Annotated in this window: 10 protein-coding genes; 3 read left to right on the top strand and 7 right to left on the bottom strand. The window is 64.2% G+C overall.

The genetic code is table 11. From position 1 onward, the window contains the following. Window positions 1-39 precede the first annotated feature (39 nt). From CCOS191_RS25575 to CCOS191_RS25565, 3 genes are read right to left on the bottom strand one after another with little or no spacing between them, the layout of a single operon-like run. Window positions 40-495: a thioesterase domain-containing protein gene (locus CCOS191_RS25575; protein WP_046857499.1), complete on the bottom strand. Its 456-nt coding sequence runs from the start codon at window positions 493-495 to the stop codon at window positions 40-42. Continuing rightward, window positions 492-1,892 carry a sigma-54-dependent transcriptional regulator gene (locus tag CCOS191_RS25570; RefSeq protein WP_046857498.1) on the bottom strand — a complete coding sequence of 467 codons (1,401 nt, stop codon included), beginning with the start codon at window positions 1,890-1,892 and terminating at the stop codon, window positions 492-494. The genes CCOS191_RS25575 and CCOS191_RS25570 overlap by 4 nt, the downstream gene beginning before the upstream one ends. Next, window positions 1,889-3,703 (bottom strand): sensor histidine kinase, encoded by a 1,815-nt coding sequence (locus tag CCOS191_RS25565; RefSeq protein WP_046857497.1) that lies wholly within the window; start codon window positions 3,701-3,703, stop codon window positions 1,889-1,891. The genes CCOS191_RS25570 and CCOS191_RS25565 overlap by 4 nt, the downstream gene beginning before the upstream one ends. Before the next feature lie 198 nt (window positions 3,704-3,901). On the opposite strand from CCOS191_RS25565, the gene CCOS191_RS25560 reads away from it, so the two are divergent. Next, window positions 3,902-6,802: an aminotransferase gene (locus CCOS191_RS25560; RefSeq protein ID WP_046857496.1), complete on the top strand. Its 2,901-nt coding sequence runs from the start codon at window positions 3,902-3,904 to the stop codon at window positions 6,800-6,802. A 200-nt stretch (window positions 6,803-7,002) separates the two neighbouring features. Then, complete coding sequence (aguA, locus tag CCOS191_RS25555; protein WP_023630147.1) at window positions 7,003-8,109, top strand: agmatine deiminase; 1,107 nt, start codon at window positions 7,003-7,005, stop codon at window positions 8,107-8,109. Between the two features lie 479 nt (window positions 8,110-8,588). Here aguA and CCOS191_RS25550 read toward each other — a convergent pair whose 3' ends face one another. Then, a complete protein-coding gene (locus CCOS191_RS25550; RefSeq protein WP_046857495.1) occupies window positions 8,589-10,679 on the bottom strand; it encodes a TonB-dependent receptor in 2,091 nt (696 codons plus the stop codon). 608 nt (window positions 10,680-11,287) lie between these two features. On the opposite strand from CCOS191_RS25550, the gene CCOS191_RS25545 reads away from it, so the two are divergent. Continuing rightward, window positions 11,288-12,595, top strand: a complete 1,308-nt coding sequence (locus CCOS191_RS25545; RefSeq protein ID WP_046857494.1) for an OprD family porin — start codon at window positions 11,288-11,290, stop codon at window positions 12,593-12,595. A gap of 30 nt (window positions 12,596-12,625) precedes the next feature. On the opposite strand, the gene CCOS191_RS25540 is transcribed toward CCOS191_RS25545, so the two are convergent. From CCOS191_RS25540 to CCOS191_RS25530, 3 genes are all read right to left on the bottom strand, one after another. Next, window positions 12,626-14,296, bottom strand: a complete 1,671-nt coding sequence (locus tag CCOS191_RS25540; protein ID WP_046857493.1) for an FMN-binding glutamate synthase family protein — start codon at window positions 14,294-14,296, stop codon at window positions 12,626-12,628. Between the two features lie 171 nt (window positions 14,297-14,467). Further along, window positions 14,468-14,899, bottom strand: coding sequence for a hypothetical protein (locus tag CCOS191_RS25535; protein WP_046857492.1), 432 nt, complete (start codon window positions 14,897-14,899; stop codon window positions 14,468-14,470). A gap of 1 nt (window position 14,900) precedes the next feature. Next, window positions 14,901-19,334, bottom strand: a complete 4,434-nt coding sequence (locus tag CCOS191_RS25530; RefSeq protein WP_052752662.1) for an RHS repeat-associated core domain-containing protein — start codon at window positions 19,332-19,334, stop codon at window positions 14,901-14,903. Between the last annotated feature and the right edge of the window lie 7 nt (window positions 19,335-19,341).

Below are 19,341 nucleotides of genomic sequence, written 5' to 3'. Positions count from 1 at the left end.
ACGAACCGCGACGAAAGGGGCGCGAAGCGCCCCCAGCTTTCAGCGATGCAACACGTACTGCCCGCTGAACGTCACCGCAGGCTCGTCACTACCCTCGTTGCTCACCACCGTCTCCAGCGTCAGTCGTGCCCGCCCACGACGCCGATACATCGTCAGGAACCGCTCCCAGGTCTTCTCGTCCGGCGCCGGGCAACGCGCCACGGCATCCCCGGTCACCGGCAATGGATAGCTGATCTGCCCTTCCTGGATGACGATATGCCCGTCATCGATCCCCAGCTCGCGCAGCCGCAGGTGCAGCCAGCCCCAGCCCACCAGCACCGCGCCGCAGTACAGGCTGCCGCCGAACATGGTGCTCTTGTGGTTGACGTTGGGCGCCAATGGCAGCTTCAGGCGCAAGGTGTGCGCCTGCCAATCGATGACTTCCATGCCCATCTCGCGGGTCAGCGGAATATCGCTGTGCAGTACGGACTGCAGGTACTGGCTGTCGTTGCTCATTGACGGTTGTCCTCCTGGTCGTCGTGCCCGCCAAAGCTCAGGCTGTGCTTGCGCAGCTTGTCGTGCAGGGTCTTGCGTGGGATGCCAAGGGCCTCGGCGAGGCTGCGCATGGAGCTATGCGGCTGCATCAGCTCGGCGGCGATCAGCGAGCGCTCGAACTGCTCGACCTGCTCGCTGAGGTTGCCGGTCGACACCGCAACATGGATATCGTTGGCCGCCGCAGGCGCCTGGCCATCAAGGGCCAACTCCAGGCCAAGGGCAAAGCGTTCGGCGGCATTCTGCAACTCGCGGACATTGCCCGGCCAGTCGTGGCGCAGCAGCAGGGCCCGTTGAGCCGGTTGCAGGTTGTGGGGCGGCAGGCCATGGCGTTCGCTGGCGGCATCGGCGAAGTGCTGGAACAACACCAGGATGTCGTCGCCGCGCTCGCGCAGCGCGGGGATACGCAGCGGCGCGACGTTCAGGCGGTAGTACAGGTCGGCACGGAAACGGCCTTGGTCGGCAGCCTGGCGCAGGTCTTCCTTGGTGGCGGCGATGATACGGATATCCAGCGGGATCAGCTGGTTACCGCCCAGGCGCTCGACCACCCGCTCCTGCAGCAGGCGCAGCAGCTTGACCTGCACATCCAGGCTCATGCTCTCGATTTCGTCGAGGAACAGCGTGCCGCCATTGGCGAACTCGAACTTGCCGATGCGGCGCTTCTGCGCGCCGGTAAACGCGCCCGGCTCATGGCCGAACAGCTCGCTCTCGACCACGGACTCGGCCAGGGCGCCGGCATTGATCGCCACGAACGGGCCTTCGCGGCGGCTCGACAGGTCGTGCAGGGCTCGCGCCACCACCTCCTTGCCGGCGCCGGTCTCGCCAAGGATCAGCACGTCGGCGCGGGTGCCGGCCAGGGCACCGATCTGTTCGCGCAGGCGCTGCATGCCGGGCGACTGGCCGACCAGGCGCGTGGCCAGGTGCTGGCGGTCGCTCAGGGCCAGGCGCAGGCTACGGTTGTCCAGCACCAGGCGGCGCAGGGCCAGGGCACGGCGCACGCTGTCGAGCAGGGAATCACTGGCGAAAGGCTTTTCGAGGAAATCGTAGGCCCCGGCGCGCATTGCCTGCACTGCCAGCGGCACATCGCCGTGGCCGGTGATCAGCAGTACCGGCAGTTCGCTGTCGCGGGCGTGCAGTTGCTCCAGCAGTTGCAGGCCATCGATGCCGGGCATGCGGATATCGCTGACCACCACGCCCGGCCAGTCCTCCTCCAGGCGTTCGGCCAGGCCCTGGGCGTCGGCCAGGGCCACCACCTTGAGCCCGGCCAGGTCCAGGGTCTGGCTCAGGGCCTGGCGCAGGTGCGGGTCGTCATCGACCAGGAGCACCTGGGCACGGCTGTCGATCGGTGTCTCGGTGCTCATGCCGAGGTGTCCTCCGAAGATTGCAGATTGGCGCCGGGCTTGGCCACGCGCAGTTTCAGGGTCAGCAGGGCGCCGCCTTCCGGGTGGTTGCCCAGCAGCAACTCGCCGCCGAGCGCGTGCATCAGGCTTTCACAGATAGCCAGCCCCAAGCCGAGGCCCTGGGTGCGGGTCTTGGTGGTGAAGAACGGCTCCTTGGCGTGCTCCAGGGCCTGGCGGCTGAAGCCTGGGCCATTGTCGCGGATGTACAGGTAGACGCAGCCGTCCTGGCGCTCGGCACTCAGCCACAGCCTGCGCGGGTTGGCTTTTTCGGTCAGGGCATCGAGGGCGTTGGCCAGCAGGTTGCCCAGCACCTGGCGCAGGCGGGTCTCGCCGGCCTGTACCCACAGCGTGGCTTCGGGCAGGTCGCGCACCAGCTCGACGGCCATGGCCCGGCGACGCTTGGCCAACAGCGCCAGGGCATCATCCAGGGCCGGTTGCAGGGCAACGCTCTCCGGGGCGTGCTGGTCGCGGCGGGCGAAGGCGCGCAGGTGGGCGATGATCGAGGCCATGCGCCCGGTCAGTTCACCAATCAGCTTGAGGTTGCCGCGCACGTCCTCGGTGCGCTGATGGTCGAGAAGAATCTCGGCATTCTCGGCATAACTGCGAATCGCCGCCAGCGGTTGATTGAGCTCATGGCTGATGCTCGCCGACATGGTGCCCAGTACCGAGAGTTTGCCCGCCTGGACCAGTTCGTCCTGGGCGCGCACCAGCTCCTGCTGGGCGCTTTCGCGCTCCAGCACCGCGCTCTTGAGGCGGGTATTGAGACCTTCCAGGTCGGCGGTGCGTTCGATCACACGCTTTTCCAGCTCTTGCCGGGCAAGGGCCTCGAAGTCGATGCGGTCGATGTAGTGGCGTCGGCGCTGCATCACCAGGCCAGCCAGGAGCATGCTCACCAGCAGCGCACCGCCGCCGATGGCCATGACCGTCTGCACCGAGCGGTCGACCAGCAGGCGCGGGGCGAGGATGTTCACCTGCCAGCCGGTTTCCTTGATGTCGCGGGTCTGGATCAGCCAGGCGTCGCGGTTGAGGCTCAACGGCTGCGGGGCCTGGGTCGGGTAGGGCTGGATGGCGACGATGGCCTGGCGCTCGGCCGCGGTCAGCTCGCGGGTGGCACGGAAACGCCAATCCGGGCGCGAGGTGAGCACCACCACGCCGTTCTGGTCGGTCAGCAGCAGTTGTTCCGGCGTGCGGCCCCACAGGGTTTCGGTGTGGTCGAGGTCGACCTTGACCACCAGCACGCCGATCACCTTGTCGCGGTCGTGCACGGCGGCGGCGAAGAAGTAGCCGCGCTTGGCCGAAGTGGTGCCCTGGCCGAAGAACCGCCCCAACCGCCCCTCCATCGCCTCGATGAAATACGGGCGGAACGAGAAGTTGCGGCCGACGAAGCTGTCCTGCTTGTCCCAGTTGGACGCGGCCAGGGTGTTGCCGCTGACATCCATCAGGTACATCACCTCGGCACCGGTCTGCTGGGTGATGCCCTTGAGCAACCGGTTGGCGTTGGTTACCGCCTCGAGGCGAAACGGGTCGTCCAGCACGCCGCGCAGCGCCGGCAGGTCGCCGAGGATCCGGGGCAGGGTTTCGTAGCGGTGCAGGGTGCCCAGCAGGTTGGCGACGTAGAGGTCGAGGGTCTGGCGATTCTGCGAGGCCAGCTCATCCTGGTAGTAGCGCTCGGCCAGGTGGTGCAGCGGCCACAGCAGCGGGGCCAGGCACAGCGCCAGCAGGGCCAGGCTGCGCCAGCGGGGGCGGCGGGGAGGCGTGGGTCTTGGGATCATTGCGATAAGGGCGCCAGTAGGATCTGGCGCAATTATGCGCTACTTGAGGCAGTCGATGAGTGCATCTGGCCACTGTCGGGTCTTGATGTTCGTGGTATGCGTGAGTGCAGGGCGGCCTGCTGTCTGTGCAAGGCTGCCACTTGCTTATCGGCAGCAGTGGTGGCGATATAAGCGACAAAAAAACGAGGTTCCCCGTTCATGCCCCTGAGCACCCTGATCCAGCGTTCGAGCCAGCCCAGTCCTTCACTTGGCGAGGCCCAGGCCCATGCCCTGCTGAGGTCGCACTACGACTTGCAGGGTTCGTTGCAGGTGCTGGGCAGCCAGCAGGACCTCAACTTTCGCGTGGACAGCGACCAGGGCCGCTTCGTGCTCAAGGTCTGTCATGGCAGCTATGCGGCGGTCGAACTGCAGGCCCAGCACGCGGCGCTGGCGTTCCTGCATGGGCAAGGCGTGCCAGTGCCGGTAGTGCGCACAGCCAGTACCGGCGAGCTATTGCTGGACCTCGAGGTCGATGGCCAGCCGCTTCGGGCCCGCCTGCTCGATTACATCGACGGGCAGCCACTGACCCGCCTGGGCCATCTGCCAGCGCGGGTGATGGCTGAGCTCGGTACGCTTTGCGCCCGTGTCGATAAGGCGCTGGCCGACTTCGACCATCCAGGCCTCGAGCGCACCTTGCAGTGGGATCCGCGCCATGCCCAGTTACTGATCCAGCATTTGTCGCCCGTGTTGCAGGATGCCCAGCGCCGGGCGCAGGTGGAGCAGGTCGCCCAGGCGGCATCCGCACGTCTGCAACCGTTAATTGACCTGCTACCGACCCAGGCCGTGCACCTGGACATCACCGACGACAACGTGGTCTGGGCCCGCGACGCCGAGCGGCAGTGGCAGGTGCAGGGTGTCATCGACTTTGGTGACCTGGTGCGTACCTGGCGCATCGCCGATCTGTCGGTGACCTGCGCGGCCTTGCTGCATCACGCCGAGGGTGACCCGCTGCGGATCCTGCCGGCGGTCAGCGCCTATCATGCCGTAAATCCCCTGCAGGACGCCGAGTTGCGCGCCCTCTGGCCGCTGGTGCTGAACCGCGCCGCCGTGCTGGTGCTCAGCAGCGAACAGCAACTGGCCATCGACCCGGACAACCAGTACACCCGCGACAACATCGCCCACGAATGGGAGATCTTCGATACCGCCTGCGCCGTGCCCGCGGCGTTGATGGAGGCCGCGATCCTCCAGGCGGCTGGGCGCAAGCCAGCCAGCATCGATCTTGGCGATTGCGCCGTGTTGCTGCCGGCGTTGAACAGCGAGGCGGTGACCCGGGTCGACCTGGGCGTGCTCAGCCCCTACTGCGAGGCGGGCAACTGGGAGCAACCTGGCTTTGACCAGCGCCTGCTTGCTGCCCAGCCGGGGCCGGCGTGCAGCCTGCATGGGCAGTACCGCCTGTCGCAAACCCACATCGACCGGCCTGAAGAACCGGCTACCTGTGCCCTGGGCGTGGAGCTGAACCTGTCGCCCGGCACTGCGTTGCAGGCGCCCGATGCTGGGGTATGGCGTTGCATCGGCGATGGCCGTGGCTGCCTGCGCACCGCACACTGGAACCTGTGGCTCGAAGGCCTGGAAGAGGCGCCGACCGATGGCCAGGCGCTGCTCAAGGGCCAGGTCATCGGCGCGACCTGTGGGTACCTTAGCGTGCAGCTGTGCGTGGATACCGATATCCGTCCACCCTTCTTTGCCACGCCCTCCCACGCTGCCGCCTGGCTGGCCCTGTGCCCGTCACCGCGCACCCTGCTGGGCTTCGACTGCGACGCCGAGCCGCTGGCCGACGCGCAGGCCCTGCTGGCCCGTCGCGATGCCAGCTTCGCGCGCTCGCAGAAGCATTACTACACCCAGCCTCCGCACATCGAGCGCGGTTGGCGCAACTACCTGATCGACATGCAGGGCCGCTCGTATCTGGACATGCTCAACAACGTCGCGGTGCTCGGCCATGGCCATCCGCGCATGGCCGTCGAGTCGGCGCGCCAGTGGTCGTTGGTCAACACCAACTCGCGCTTTCACTACGCAGCCATCGCCGAATTCTCCGAACGTCTGCTGGAAGTGGCCCCGGAAGGCTTCGACCGGGTGTTCCTGGTCAACAGTGGCACCGAGGCCAATGACCTGGCGATTCGTCTGGCCTGGGCCTACAGCGGTGGGCGCGACCTGCTCAGCGTGCTGGAGGCCTACCACGGCTGGTCGGTGGCCACTGACGCGATCTCCACCTCCATCGCCGACAACCCCCAAGCCCTGGAGACCCGGCCGGACTGGGTGCATCCGGTGGAGGCGCCGAATACCTTCCGCGGGCGCTACCGGGGCGCCGACAGCGCAGCCGACTACCTCCGCGATGTCGATGCCAAGCTGGCCGACCTCGACGCCCGTGGTCGCCAGCTGGCCGGGATGATCTGCGAACCGGTTTATGGAAACGCCGGGGGCATCTCGTTGCCGCCAGGCTACCTGCGCGAGGCCTACGCCAAGGTGCGCCAGCGCGGTGGGGTGTGCATCGCCGACGAGGTGCAGGTCGGTTACGGGCGCCTGGGCGAGTACTTCTGGGGCTTCGAGGAGCAGGGCGTGGTGCCGGACATCATTACCATGGCCAAGGGCATGGGCAACGGCCAGCCGCTGGGCGCGGTGATCACCCGGCGCGAGATCGCCGAGGCGCTGGAGGCCGAGGGCTACTTCTTCTCGTCGGCCGGTGGCAGCCCAGTCAGTTGCCGCATCGGCATGGCGGTGCTGGACGTAATGCGTGGCGAAGGGTTGTGGGACAACGCCCGTGACGTGGGCCGTTACTTCAAGGCTCGGCTGCAGGCATTGGTCGATAAATATCCGCTTGCTGGTGCCGCCCATGGTTCCGGGTTCTACCTGGGGCTGGAGTTGGTGCGCGATCGCCAGACGCTGGAACCGGCGACCGAGGAGACCATGATCCTGTGCGATCGCCTGCGTGACCTGGGGATCTTCATGCAGCCGACCGGCGACTACCTGAACATCCTCAAGATCAAGCCGCCGATGTGCACCACGCGGGCCAGCGTGAATTACTTCGTCGACAGCGTGGAGCGGGTCCTCGGCGAAGGGCTCTGATTCAAGGCATGCAGGCCTGGCAAGTCGATTGTTATCGGTTCTCCAGGCTTTTTTATGCCTAAATATTTTGTGATTATCTATTTAAAGTCGATATTTATCGGTTGTAATATCGGCTGATTATTACGCTGCCTATACTGGCGGGCATCTTTTTCGATCACTGACCTGGCGCCACTGGCCCCGGGCCTTCGCAGAGGTTACCCATGAAGACCCTCAACTCGACCCCCCGCGCCGACGGTTTCCACATGCCCGCCGAGTGGGCCCCGCAGACCCAGGTATGGATGGTCTGGCCGGAGCGTCCGGACAACTGGCGCCTGGGCGGCAAGCCGGCGCAGGCCGCGCACGTGACCCTGGCCAAGGCCATCGCCCGCTTCGAGCCGGTCACCGTGGCGGTGTCCGCCGGCCAGTACGAGAACGCCCGTCGCCAGCTCGACCTGCCCAACATCCGCGTGGTCGAGATCAGCAATGACGACGCCTGGGTGCGCGACACCGGCCCGACCTTCGTCATCAACGACCACGGCGAGGTACGCGGCGTGGACTGGGGCTTCAACGCCTGGGGCGGTTTCGACGGCGGCCTGTACGCGCCCTGGAACCGTGACGAGGAGCTGGCCGCCAAGGTCATGGAGATGGAGCGTGTGCAGCGTTACCACACCGAAGGCTTCGTGCTCGAAGGCGGTTCGATCCACGTCGATGGCGAAGGCACCCTGATCACCACCGAAGAATGCCTGCTCAACCGTAACCGCAACCCGCACCTGGACCGCGAACAGATCGAGGAGATCCTGCGCGAGCACCTGGCGGTCGAGACTATCGTCTGGCTGCCGGACGGCCTGTACAACGACGAGACCGATGGCCACGTCGACAACTTCTGCTGTTACGTCAGCCCAGGCGAAGTGTTACTGGCCTGGACCGATGATTCCAATGACCCCAACTATGCGCGCTGCCACGCTGCCTACGAGGTATTGAAAAACACCCGCGACGCCAAAGGGCGCGAGTTCGTGGTGCACAAGATGCCGATCCCGGGGCCGCTGTACGCCACCCAGGCCGAATGCGACGGCGTCGATCACGTGGCGGGCAGCCAGGAGCGCGACCCTTCGGTACGCCTGGCCGGTTCCTACGTGAACTTCCTGATCGTCAACGGCGGCATCATCGCCCCGAGCTTCGACGACCCGGCTGATGCGCAAGCCAGAGCGATCCTGGCCAAGGTCTTCCCGGACCACGAAGTGGTGATGATCCCCGGGCGTGAACTGCTGCTTGGCGGTGGCAACATTCACTGCCTGACCCAGCAGCAGCCGGCACCGGTCAAACGCTGATCGGCCAATGAGAGAAAAGCCCGTCGCAAGACGGGCTTTTTTTTACTGGCGATAGTCGGACACTTGAAATGGCACAGCAATTGTATTGATTTTTCCTCGTACTTCAGAGGAATCGGCCTACGCCGTTCTGTAACGTGCCTGAAGTAACTTAGCCGCTCACTCGGCCCAGGGAGTACGTGAGGAAATGAACGCAGCAAGTGAGTCGGCTTTGCCCTCAACGGCGGCCAGTCACCAATCGCTCAGAATCCTGGCTCAGTGGTTGAAACGTCATGGAGACGATCGGGTCAGGACGACCGACCCACGACGCCTGCTGGATGGGCGATACCCCCAAGGCCTGATCAGCGAGGAAGAGCTCGAAGCTCTGCTGGCTGTCTGGCATTGACCGGGAAGGATCCCGCCGCAGAAAAAAAACGCCACCGCAATTGCGGTGGCGTTTTCGTTTGGGCGACCCGTCCTTGACGTCCGCTCCGGATTGCAACTCAGAAGCTGTAGGTCCCGGTCACCACCAGGCTGCGCGGATCGCCCACCTGGATCTGCGCCGCGCTGGTGGCCGAGCTGTAGTAGGTCTTGTCGGTGATGTTGCTCAAGGCCGCGCGTACATCCCAGTCGTGGGTGCGATAGCCCGCCAGCGCGTCCCAGCGGCCGTAGCCCGGCAGGATCACGGTGTTCTGGTTGTCGGCATAGCGATCGCCGACCAGGGTCAGGCCGGTTTCGGCGTACCAGCCCAGCTCCGGCTTCCAGGTCACGAACAGGCTGGCGTTACGCTTGGCCACGTCGTTGACACGTTTGCCCTCGTTGCCGTTGTCGTCCTTGACGATGGTGGCGTCCTGCAAGCCAAGGCCGCCCCGCACGTACCAGTTGCCGACCACGTTGCCGGTGGCGGTCAGCTCGATGCCGCGCGAGCGCTGCAGCCCCGTCATCAGGTAGGTACCCTTGTTGAGCGGGTCCTCCTGGCGACGGTTGTACAGTTCAATTTCGTAGACCGCGAGCGTGGTGCTAAGGCGTTCGTCGAACCACTCGCTTTTCACGCCAATCTCTTTTTGCCGGGTCAGCTCTGGATCGGTCTGGTTGGCGTTGCCTTTGGTGCCCGGCGAAAGACCGATCAGCCCACCTCCAACTGGTGCGAACGACTTGCTCCAAGAGGCATAGAACGAATGGTCCTTCCACGGCGTGTAGACCACGCCCAGGCGAGGGCTGGTACTGGTGCTGTCCTGATTTTCCTGAATGCCTGACATCCTGCTGGTGGTGTCCACCTCGAACCGATCGAAGCGTACGCCCGCCAGCACTTGCCACTCATCGTTCAGACGGATCTGGTCCTGCAGGTACAGGCCAGTGCTGTCGACGTTGGTCACATTGTTGCTGAACAGCTTCATCGCACCATTGTGCTGATTGCGCTCGGTGGACCCGCCAATCGGTGCCGGGGTCACGCCGACACCCTGGTCGAGGCGCGAGTGCCGGCGTTGCTCCCCCACTTCCAGCCCCACCAGCAGGGTGTGCTCCAGGCCAAATGTCTGCACGTTACCTTCGAGTTCGACGGTGTTGTACAGGTTGCGGGTGCTCAGGTCCTGCTGCCAGCGTTGGCGCGCGACCATGCCGGTCGACGGGGTGTAGCCGGTCAGATAGGTGTTGTCGAAGTCGCTCTCCAGGGTGAACAGGCTGAAGGTGTGGCGCAGTTGCCACTGATCGTTCAGCTCGTAGTTCAGGCGCGAACGCAGCGACTCGGCGCGGTCGTTGATGTAGTCGCGCTGGGTGTCGCCGTAGGTGGTCTTGCGGCTGACATCGGCCGGGCGCCCGGTGAGCGGGTTGCCGGGGATGCCACGGTCGGGCGTGCGGTCGTAGCGGCTGTACTCGTACTGCACCAGCCAGTTCAGTTCGGGGGTGATCTGCCAGCTCATGGACGGGGCGAACAGTTGGCGGTGGTTGCCATCGATGCCGTCGCGGAAGCTGTTCTTGTCCTCGTTGCCCAGGTTCAGGCGCAGGCTGAGGGTGTCACTGGGGTCGGCGCTGAGGTCGGCATACAGGCTGCGCAGGTCCTGGCTGCCACCTTGTGCCTCGATGGTCGAGCGGCGGCCGTGCTCCGGCGCCTTGCTCACCCGGTTGACGATACCGCCCTGGCTGCCACGGCCATAAAGCACTGCCGCCGGCCCCTTGAGCACCTCGACCCGCTCGATGTTGTGCAGATCACGGGTGTACTGGCTGTCGTCGCGGACTCCGTCCAGGTAGAAGTCGTTGCTGGCGTCGAAGCCGCGAATACGCAGGCTGTCGAAACGGGTGTCGGCACCGCTGCTGACGTTGGGGATGCCTTCCAGCGCCTTGCCCAGGTTGCTGCTGCCGTAGTCCAGCACGTTGCGGGTCTTCACCGAATCGATGGCCTGTGGCACGTAGCGCGCGGGGGTCGAGGTGCGGGTCGCGGTGGTCACGTCCTTGACTCGCGGGTTGTCCTCTTCGCGGGTGCTGTCGGCTGTCACCGAGGTTTCCGGCAAGGTCGTGGTGGCGGCACTGGCCAGGCCGGCGCTGAACAGCAGCGACAGGCCCAGGGTCAAGGGTGAAAGGCGGCAGGGGGCAGGCATCGAAGGCGTCCAAGGGAGGGAGTGAGAAATTGGGCGCGAATGGTAATGCTTGCTATTTACTGTTGCATCGACATTTGTAAAGGGTTGTCTTTACATATGTTTCAGGATGTTGCTATTCGTTTGGATTGATTTGAAATTGTCTTGGCATTCACAAGGATGCGCTTCGGAATGGCTTGTGGAAGCGGCGGTGCGTGCAACGTTGCTCTCTGCGTGACCGCGCAGTAGGAAGAGCAGGGCAGTTCAAACAGGCTTTCGGAAGGCCTGCGGGAACATGGCCGTATGACGGTTTTATGGATTTCGACCGCTTTCCACAAAAGAGACAAATTTGCGCTGACCCACGGCAGATATGCATGGAAATGCACCAGCGCGGACCTTGTTTTTGGTTATATCAACCTGTATTTCACGTTTTTTTGACATGTATAAGCAGGCAGGGCTAGGATTCGGGCTCTACGCCTGCTGGCCATTCTCTGGCCATGCGGCTGCAAGGCCCGTTGCAGACCATTGGCGGGCCTTCGGCTTGGATCCGCATAGCGTCGAACCTACGAAGGGGCGTTGGTTCCTGGCGTTCTGATGCAGAGCGTTTTTGAATACGAAATAAGGAAAATAACATGTTGAAAACCAGGATCAGCCTGGTCGCCCTGGCGATGATCGCCGCGACCCAGGCACAGGCCAATGACCAGGCCGAGAGCAAGGGCTTCATCGAGGACAGCCACGCCAACGTCCTTCTGCGCAACGCCTTCATCAACCGTGACAAGAAGCACCACGTCAACGACCAGTCCCAGTGGGGCCAGGGCGTCATCGCCAACTTCTCCTCTGGCTTCACCCAGGGCACCGTCGGTGTAGGTGTCGACGCCTTCGGCCTGTACGCCCTGCGCCTTGATGGCGGCAAGGGCCGCAACGGCGGTGGCGGTATCGACTTCTTCAAGCGTGAAAACACCGTTAACGAGCGTGAGCGCAGCGATGCTGCCAACGACCTCGCTCGCGCCGGTGCGGCGATCAAGTTCCGTGTATCCAACACCGTGCTCAAGTACGGCGACCAGATGCCGGCCCTGCCTGTGCTGCAGTACGACGATTCGCGCCTGCTGCCCGAGAGCTTCAGCGGCACCCTGATCACCTCCAAGGAGATCAAGGGCCTGGAACTGAACGCCGGTCGCTTCACCAGCGAAGTGCAGAAGAGCGCCCAAGGCCATGACAGCGGTCGCCTCAAGTCGATCAACGTCCTGGGCGGTAGCTACAAGTTCACCGATAACTTCACCGCGTCGCTGTACACCGCAGACAACGAAGACGTGATGAAGAAGCACTACCTGGGCATGAACTACGTCTTCCCGATCGCGGCTGACCAGTCCCTGACCCTGGACTTCAACGGCTACAAGTCCAAGCTGGACAAGAAGTTCATCAACAAGTGGGAGATGCCGGAAGGCGACCGCGACAACACCATCTGGAGCCTGGCGGCGACCTACGCCTTCGGCCCACACTCGGTAACCATCGCCCACCAGCGCAGCACCGGCGACACCGGCTACAACTACGGTGGCTACCAGCGTAACGGCGGCTTCGGTGACGGTGGTTCGACCATCTACCTGGCCAACTCCTACTGGTCCGACTTCAACGCCGAGGACGAGCGCTCCTGGCAGATCGGCTACGGCCTGGACTTCGGCGCGTTCGGCGTGCCTGGCCTGACCTACAAGATCGCCTACGTGCGCGGTGACAACATCAACACCCACGGCTTCGGCGAAGGTAAGGAGCGCGAGATCTTCAACCAACTGCGCTACGTCGTCCAGGAAGGCCCGGCCAAGGACCTGTCGGTCAAGCTGCGTGGTTCGTTCCTGCGCACCAACACGGCGGTCCGCCAGAACGGTTACAACGACGACGGCAACGAAGTCCGCGTATTCGTCGAGTATCCGATCAGCATCTTCTGATCCTGATCTTGCGTCACCCGCAGCCCCGGCCTATGCCGGGGCTGTTTCTTTCCGCTGCACGCTGACCGCCAGCGGCGCCACCTCGATTTCCCCCGTCTCCGGCGCGAAGCTGTCACTGCGCGCCATCCGCCACATCCGTGCATAGAACTCGCTGTCGATCGCACCGCTGAGCAGCTCGCCCGGCTTGAGGAAGGTGTGCAGCTGCGAGAACAGGCCGATCTCGCTGGCGCTGATACGCCGCGCCAGGTGCTTGGGCTTGAGTTCAGAAGGATGGTCCAGACCGGCGGCGGCAAGCATCTCGGCCAGGGCGTGCAGGGTATTGCGGTGGAAACTGGCGACCCGCTCGGCCTTCTCCGGCACCACCAGCGCGCGCTGGCGCAACGCATCCTGGGTCGCCACGCCGGTCGGGCACTTGTTGGTGTGGCAGCTTTGCGACTGGATGCAGCCGATGGCGAACATGAAGCCCCGTGCCGAGTTGACCCAGTCGGCGCCGATGGCCAGCACGCTGGCGATGTCAAAGGCGCTTACCAGCTTGCCCGCCGCGCCGATGCGGATGCGCTCGCGCAGGTTCAACCCCACCAGGGTGTTGTGCACGAACATCAGGCCCTCGCGCAGCGGCACGCCCATGTTGTCGGAGAACTCCCGGGGCGCCGCGCCGGTGCCGCCTTCCTTGCCGTCGACGACGATGAAGTCCGGGGTGATGCCGGTGGCCAGCATGGCCTTGGCGATGCCCATGAACTCCCACGGGTGGCCCAGGCAGAACTTGAAGCCCACTGGCTTGCCGCCGGACAGCTCGCGCAGCCGGGCGACGAACTGCAGCAGCTCCCGCGGTGTGGCGAAGGCGCTGTGGGCGGCCGGCGAGATGCAGTCCTCGCCCTCGCGCACGCCTCGGGTGGCGGCGATCTCGGCACTGACCTTGTGCCCCGGCAGGATCCCGCCATGGCCCGGCTTGGCGCCCTGGCTGAGCTTGATCTCGATCATCTTCACCTGGGTGGCGCGGGCCTGCTCGGCGAAGCGCTCGGGGTCGAACTGGCCGTCTTCGCTGCGGCAGCCGAAATAGCCGCTGCCGATTTCCCAGATCAGGTCGCCGCCGTGTTCGCGGTGGTAGGGGCTGATGCTGCCCTCACCGGTGTCATGGGCGAAGCGGCCCAGGCGCGCGCCCTTGTTCAGCGCAGCGATGGCATTGGCGCTGAGGGCGCCGAAGCTCATGGCCGAGATATTGAAGATCGACGCCGAGTACGGATGGCGGCACTGTGGGCCGCCGATGCGAATGCGCAACGACGCAGGGTCGGGCATCGGCACCGGCAGCATCGAGTGGCTGATGAACTCGAAGCCCGGCTTGTAGGCATCGTTGAGCGTGCCGAAGGCTTTCTCGGCACTCTCGTTCTTGGCCCTGGCGTACACCAGCGAACGCTGGGCGCGGGAGAACGGCAACTTGTCGTCGTCGCCCTCGATCAGGTACTGGCGGATCTCCGGGCGGATGGTCTCGATCAGGTAGCGGATATTGCCCAGGATCGGGTAGTTGCGGCGCACGGCGTGGTGGCGTTGGCGCAGGTCGTTGAGGCCGACCAGGCTGAGCAGGGCAGTGATCACGCAAAACAGCCACAGCCAGCTGTGCTGGGCGAGCAAGGGGATACTGGCAAAGGTGAAGATCAGGCACGCGGCCAGGCAGGCATAGCGGCTGGGGAGCGAATCTTTCATGGGTCCATCGCAGACAGGATGACCCGACCTAGGATAGGCAAAGCGGGCGTGCGGAAAACCAGTGGTTTCGGTAAAACACTCTTGCGCGCGCGACTTGCGTTCAATCGTCGCCCTGGGCTAACGCCGTGCTCGCTTGGCGGCCCGGGATCGCCCCGGGCCGCTCGCACAGGTTCACGCCAGCTCGAAGTACCACTCCAGGAAGGCGTTGAAATCTGGGTATTGAGGCTTGACCTTGCCGGCGAGGAAGTCCACCAGCAACGGCCCTGCCTCCAGCTCCAGCACTTCCCCAGTACGGGTGTTATAGAAGAAACCGTGTTCAGCCTGGAAATCATCCAGCGGCAGGTACTCCTCCGGCAGGCCCATCTCTCGTGCGGCTTCAATCGAATCTTCGTAGCTGGAGTTAACCAGGAACCAGCCTACCTGGAAGATCTCGGTGTGGCGGCTAAGGAAGGTAGGCGAATCCTCGACATGCAAAAAGAACTCGACAAAATCGGAGTCCATGGGGATACCCAGGTCGCTGAAGGCTTGCTGGTAGTCCTCGAAGGCATCATCGAACCACCAGCCCTTGGCTTTGCAATGGTCGATCAGTTTTTTGGAAAGCATGTCAGGCTCCACATCGGTTTGGTTTGCCACGGGCTTTCATGGCCGCGTTAGCGCGTTGTTTCCAGTATGCATCACGGTCAATGTCGAAAGCGCTACGATTGACCGGATTGTGGGGGTGGGCGTTGGGCAAGTGCGGATGCAAGGCATTGCTCTTGCGGAAGCGGTTATGGGTCTTCGCCGAAAGTTCGAACAAGGACCCCAGCCCATCCTGTTTCGAGTGATGCAGGTGCACCACTTGGTACTTGCCGTTCTTGACGATCATGGGGCTGCGATTTTCTTCCAGCACCAGTTGCATGTTGGTCTTCACGCCATTCTTGGTCTTGACCTTCAAGTCCCAGTCGATGTCCTGCTGATAGACCGTGTGCACATTGCCAGAAGGCGCCTCGAACACCGTTCGGGTGAAGATGCCGTCCAGGCCCAGCGGGTCGATCCAGGTGAACGGGTTGGGCCCATAGGCATACAGGTTCAGGCCACCGTACAGGCCAATCGGGTCCGGTTGGGTGAAGCGCCCGATATCGGGGTCGTAGTAACGGTGCAGGTTGTAGTGCAGGCCGGTTTCGCGATCAAGGTATTGCCCCTGAAAGCGTAGATTCTGCTCGTCGATGAAGCGCTCCTCGCACTCCTCGCGCAAGGTATTGCCCCACACCTGATAGCTTGCCTGCCAGAGCAGCTTGCCCTGCTCGTCGGTCAGCTTGTTCGGCAGGCCATTGACGTCGTTGTGGAAGTGGCAGACCTGCTGCGTCTGGCCCTGGCCGTCGATGCGCGCAAGTGGCTCGAAGCCGTCGTTGGCATAGACGTAGACGCTGGTGCGGCCATTGCGTCGCTCGCTCAGCAGACGTTGGCCCTCCCAGGTGAAGCAGGTCTGGTTCAACAGCTGACCCTGGCCGTCGTACTCGGCTTTTTCCAGCCTGCGCCCCAGCGGGTCATAGCGCATGCGCAGCACGCGTTCGCGCCCTGCCTGATGGCTGTCGACCCTTACCAGGCGGTGCTCGGCGTCGTAGTGAAAGTGCTGCGTGCCCCAGCGACGGCTGCGTTTTTCCCGCAACCGGCCGAAGGCGTCATAGCGATAGCGTTTGTCCTGATAGTGGCTCAGGCGATCATGGCGAACCGGCTTGGCCGGCGTCTGCGCGGGGTCTATCAGGTTGGCGGCAGCATCGTAGGCGAAGGCTTCATGGGTGCCATCGTGAGTATCCTGGCGCGCGATTATCCGGCCGGCCGCATCGTGGCGTAGCCACTGCTGATGCTGTTGGCCGGGTTGCTGGTTGAAATGCCCCGCCAGATCATCGGCCAAGCTCCACTGGTAGCTCTCCTGGAACGGCGCCAGCAGCTGGGAGGCTTGGTCGAGCTGGCGAGATTGGCGTCTGTGCACCCGCCCACTGCGGTCGTACTCGCTCTGCGTCGCCAGGCGACCTTGCACGCGCAAGGTCTCCCGATGCAGGCGGTCGCGTTCGAAGTCGCAGAGCAACAGGCCGTCGAGGTTGATGTGGTGCAGATGGCCATTGCCGTAGAAATGCCGATTGAGCCAGCGGCCATCAGGCAACTGGGTTTGGAGGGGATTGCCCAGTTCATCGTAGACCCGCCGCAGTACCCCGCCTGCAGTGTGCTCCTCGGTGTTTTGCCCCAAGGCGTCATAGGCGAACGCGACCCGTTGCTTGCTGCCGTCGCGGTCAGTGCCGAGCACTTCCAGCAGTTGGTCCAACGCGTCGTAGCGATACTCGGTAACACCATCGTCGGTGGTCTTGGCGACCATTCGCCCACCGGCATCGCGGGTGTATTGATGGACGATTGCCGCTGGGTTCGCCTCGGCGAACTCGGGCGAGGGGTAAAACTCCAGCGCGATCAGGTTGTCCGTGGCGTCATAGCGGTAGCGGCGTCCGCCGCCGTCGAGCGCTTGCTGGTCGATCAAGCGATCGAGCGGGTCCCAGCTGAACCGATAGTGCTCGCCGTTGCCATTGCGCAGGGTACTCAAGCGACCGTAGGGGTCGTAGCGATACTCCACTTGGTGACCGAGTGGATCGATGCTTTTCCAGGCTTTGCCTTGCCGATTGAAACTGTAGAGGCTGGTTTGCCCGCCCGTATCGCTGTAGCGCACCAGCCGGCCCAGGGCGTCGTGCTCGAAGTGCTCGCGCCGACCGTCGGGCTGCACGATGGCGGTCAGGTAGCCCCGGATATCCCGCTCATAGGTGGTGCATTCACCCACGGCATTGGTCACTGCCTGCAAGTGGCCGCGGTGATCGTAGTCGAAGCCGGTGGTCGCAGCAGAACAGTCGGTATAGCGCGTGAGTTGGCCCAGTGGGTTCCAGCGCAGCTGCTTGTGCTTGCCTGCCGCATCGATGATTTCCACAACCTGGCCGTGCACGTCGTAGCGGTAGCGAGTGACCTGGCCCAGCGGGTCGGTCTCGCTGGTGCGATTGCCACGCGGGTCATAGCGATACAGCCAACGATTACCCCCCCTGTCGGTGCGTACGCGTGGCAAGGCCCAGTGCTCCAGCCACTGAAACGACTCGCTGCGGCCAAGCGGGTCGATGCTCTCGGCCAGGTTGCCCGACTCGTCATAAAAGTACTGCCATTGACCGCCATCGGGCGCCTGGGCGCCGAGCAATTGGCGCTCATCGTTCCACTCGAAATGCCAGGTGTCGCCCAGCGCATTGGTGAACGAGGTGACCTGGTACTGCGGGTTCCAACGACGGGTCGAGACCCGTTGCAGGCCATCGGTGATACGCGTAATGCCCGCGCCAACGTCATACTCGAAGCGATACTCGTCGCCTTCGTTGGTCCAATGTCGGACCACCCGCCAGCCATCGTCGAAGCTCGCCCACTCATAGCAGCACTGCAGGCCGTCGTAGGTCTGGTGCAGGGTCAGGCGCGCACCGGCATCGTAGGCGAACTGTCGGGTGGGGCAGGCCAGGGCATCTTCAACCTGGGCCAGGTTGCCATTGGCGTCATAGCGGTAGCTGACCAGCGTTTCTCGACTGGGGTGGGGCTGATGGGCATGGGGATAGTGACGATCAACCGCGAGCAGCCGCTGCGGCCACTGGCTGCAATAGCGCAGGTGAATCTCGATCTGCCCGCTGCTGTCGCGCAAGCATGCCAGACGGCCGAGATCGTCGTAGTCCAGGTAAAGACGGTTGTCGTTACGGTCGCCCAGCTGGCTCAGGCGCAGGCGGTCAGGGTTGCCCGGCGTAGGCTCGAACAGCCGGTAAACCCCTTGCAGGCTTTCGATCAGCAGCTCGCCATTAAGGGCGTGACGCACGCTCAAGCCTTCACTGGCACTGAATACCGCATCGCCCTTGGGGATCTGCCCCATGTCGATGACCCGTGCTTGCTCATCGGTGAACAGCAAGCGCTCTGTGCCCGCGTCACGCTTCAACTCGACGAAGACTTCGTAAGCCACGCTCCAGCCGGGGCCAAACAGCCCGTCGCGGTGTTCACCGCGGCTGTTGTAGTAGCGCTGCCAGGGCAACGGGATCGGGCCTGGCAGGTTGAAGTCCAGATCCTCCTCGCCGTTGAGCAACTTGGCGCCAGTGGGTGCGTGGACCGGATTCGGCGAGCCGACGATGGCAGAGGTGAGGGCGCTGGTGACCTGGCCGGTGACATAACTGCTCACGCCACCGATCAGCATGCAGCCAAATCGGCTGTAGAACTTGCCACCACGCCCGCGCAGGAGCATCAAGGCGGTGATCGCCAGACCGATCCCAGGCGTCTTGCCGCTGCGTATCTCGCGGACCACGATGGGCTCGCCGCCGATGCGCACATTGTTCGACACCAGCCCGCCGTCGACGATCACCGCTTCACAGGTACTGCGATCGCCACTGCGCGCAGCCGGATGGCCGTTGATCAAGACCTTGCTCGAACCTTCGGCAAGGTACTGCGGCGGCATCGGCGGGTGCTTGGTGCACAGCACCTTGTCGTCGGGGGCTTCCTGGGTGTTGGCTGCTGGGCTGGCGACGGTCGGCCGCCACATCTGTGAGAAGAAGCCCTTGGCCATGTCGAGGAAGGTCTCTTCCTGTTCCTCGGCCTGCGCGCCACCGCCCTCGCCACTGGCCGGTGCCGAGGGCGCGGTGACCACGCCGGCCGCGCGCGCGGCGCGCTTGCCGTTGGTCTTGGTGTTGGGCGAGCCACTGACGATGGTGGCCTGCACGGTCGGCGGGAACAGGGCGTTGCCGATGCCCTCGCATAATCGACTGAGCCCGGTGTCGGCGCCGGTCTTGGCCATGACCACGCCGACCACCAGGCCCACCACCGCGCCCAGCACGAAGCAGCCCAGGCCGCCGGTGACCACGGTAATGCCCAATGCCGCGGCCACCGCGGCGGTGGCCAGGGCGCCGATGGCGACGTTGGCGGCCACTTCCAGCACGCCGCCGATGATGTCGGCCATCACCGAGGTGTGCAGCAGCGCATCGCCTTCGCGGGCGGCCCAGAGTGCGTCAGGCATGGTGATG

The organism is Pseudomonas sp. CCOS 191, assembly GCF_001007005.1.
GTDB lineage: Bacteria > Pseudomonadota > Gammaproteobacteria > Pseudomonadales > Pseudomonadaceae > Aquipseudomonas > Aquipseudomonas soli.
Note: the sequence above shows the minus strand (reverse complement) of the source record. Positions and strands in the feature narration are given on the sequence as shown.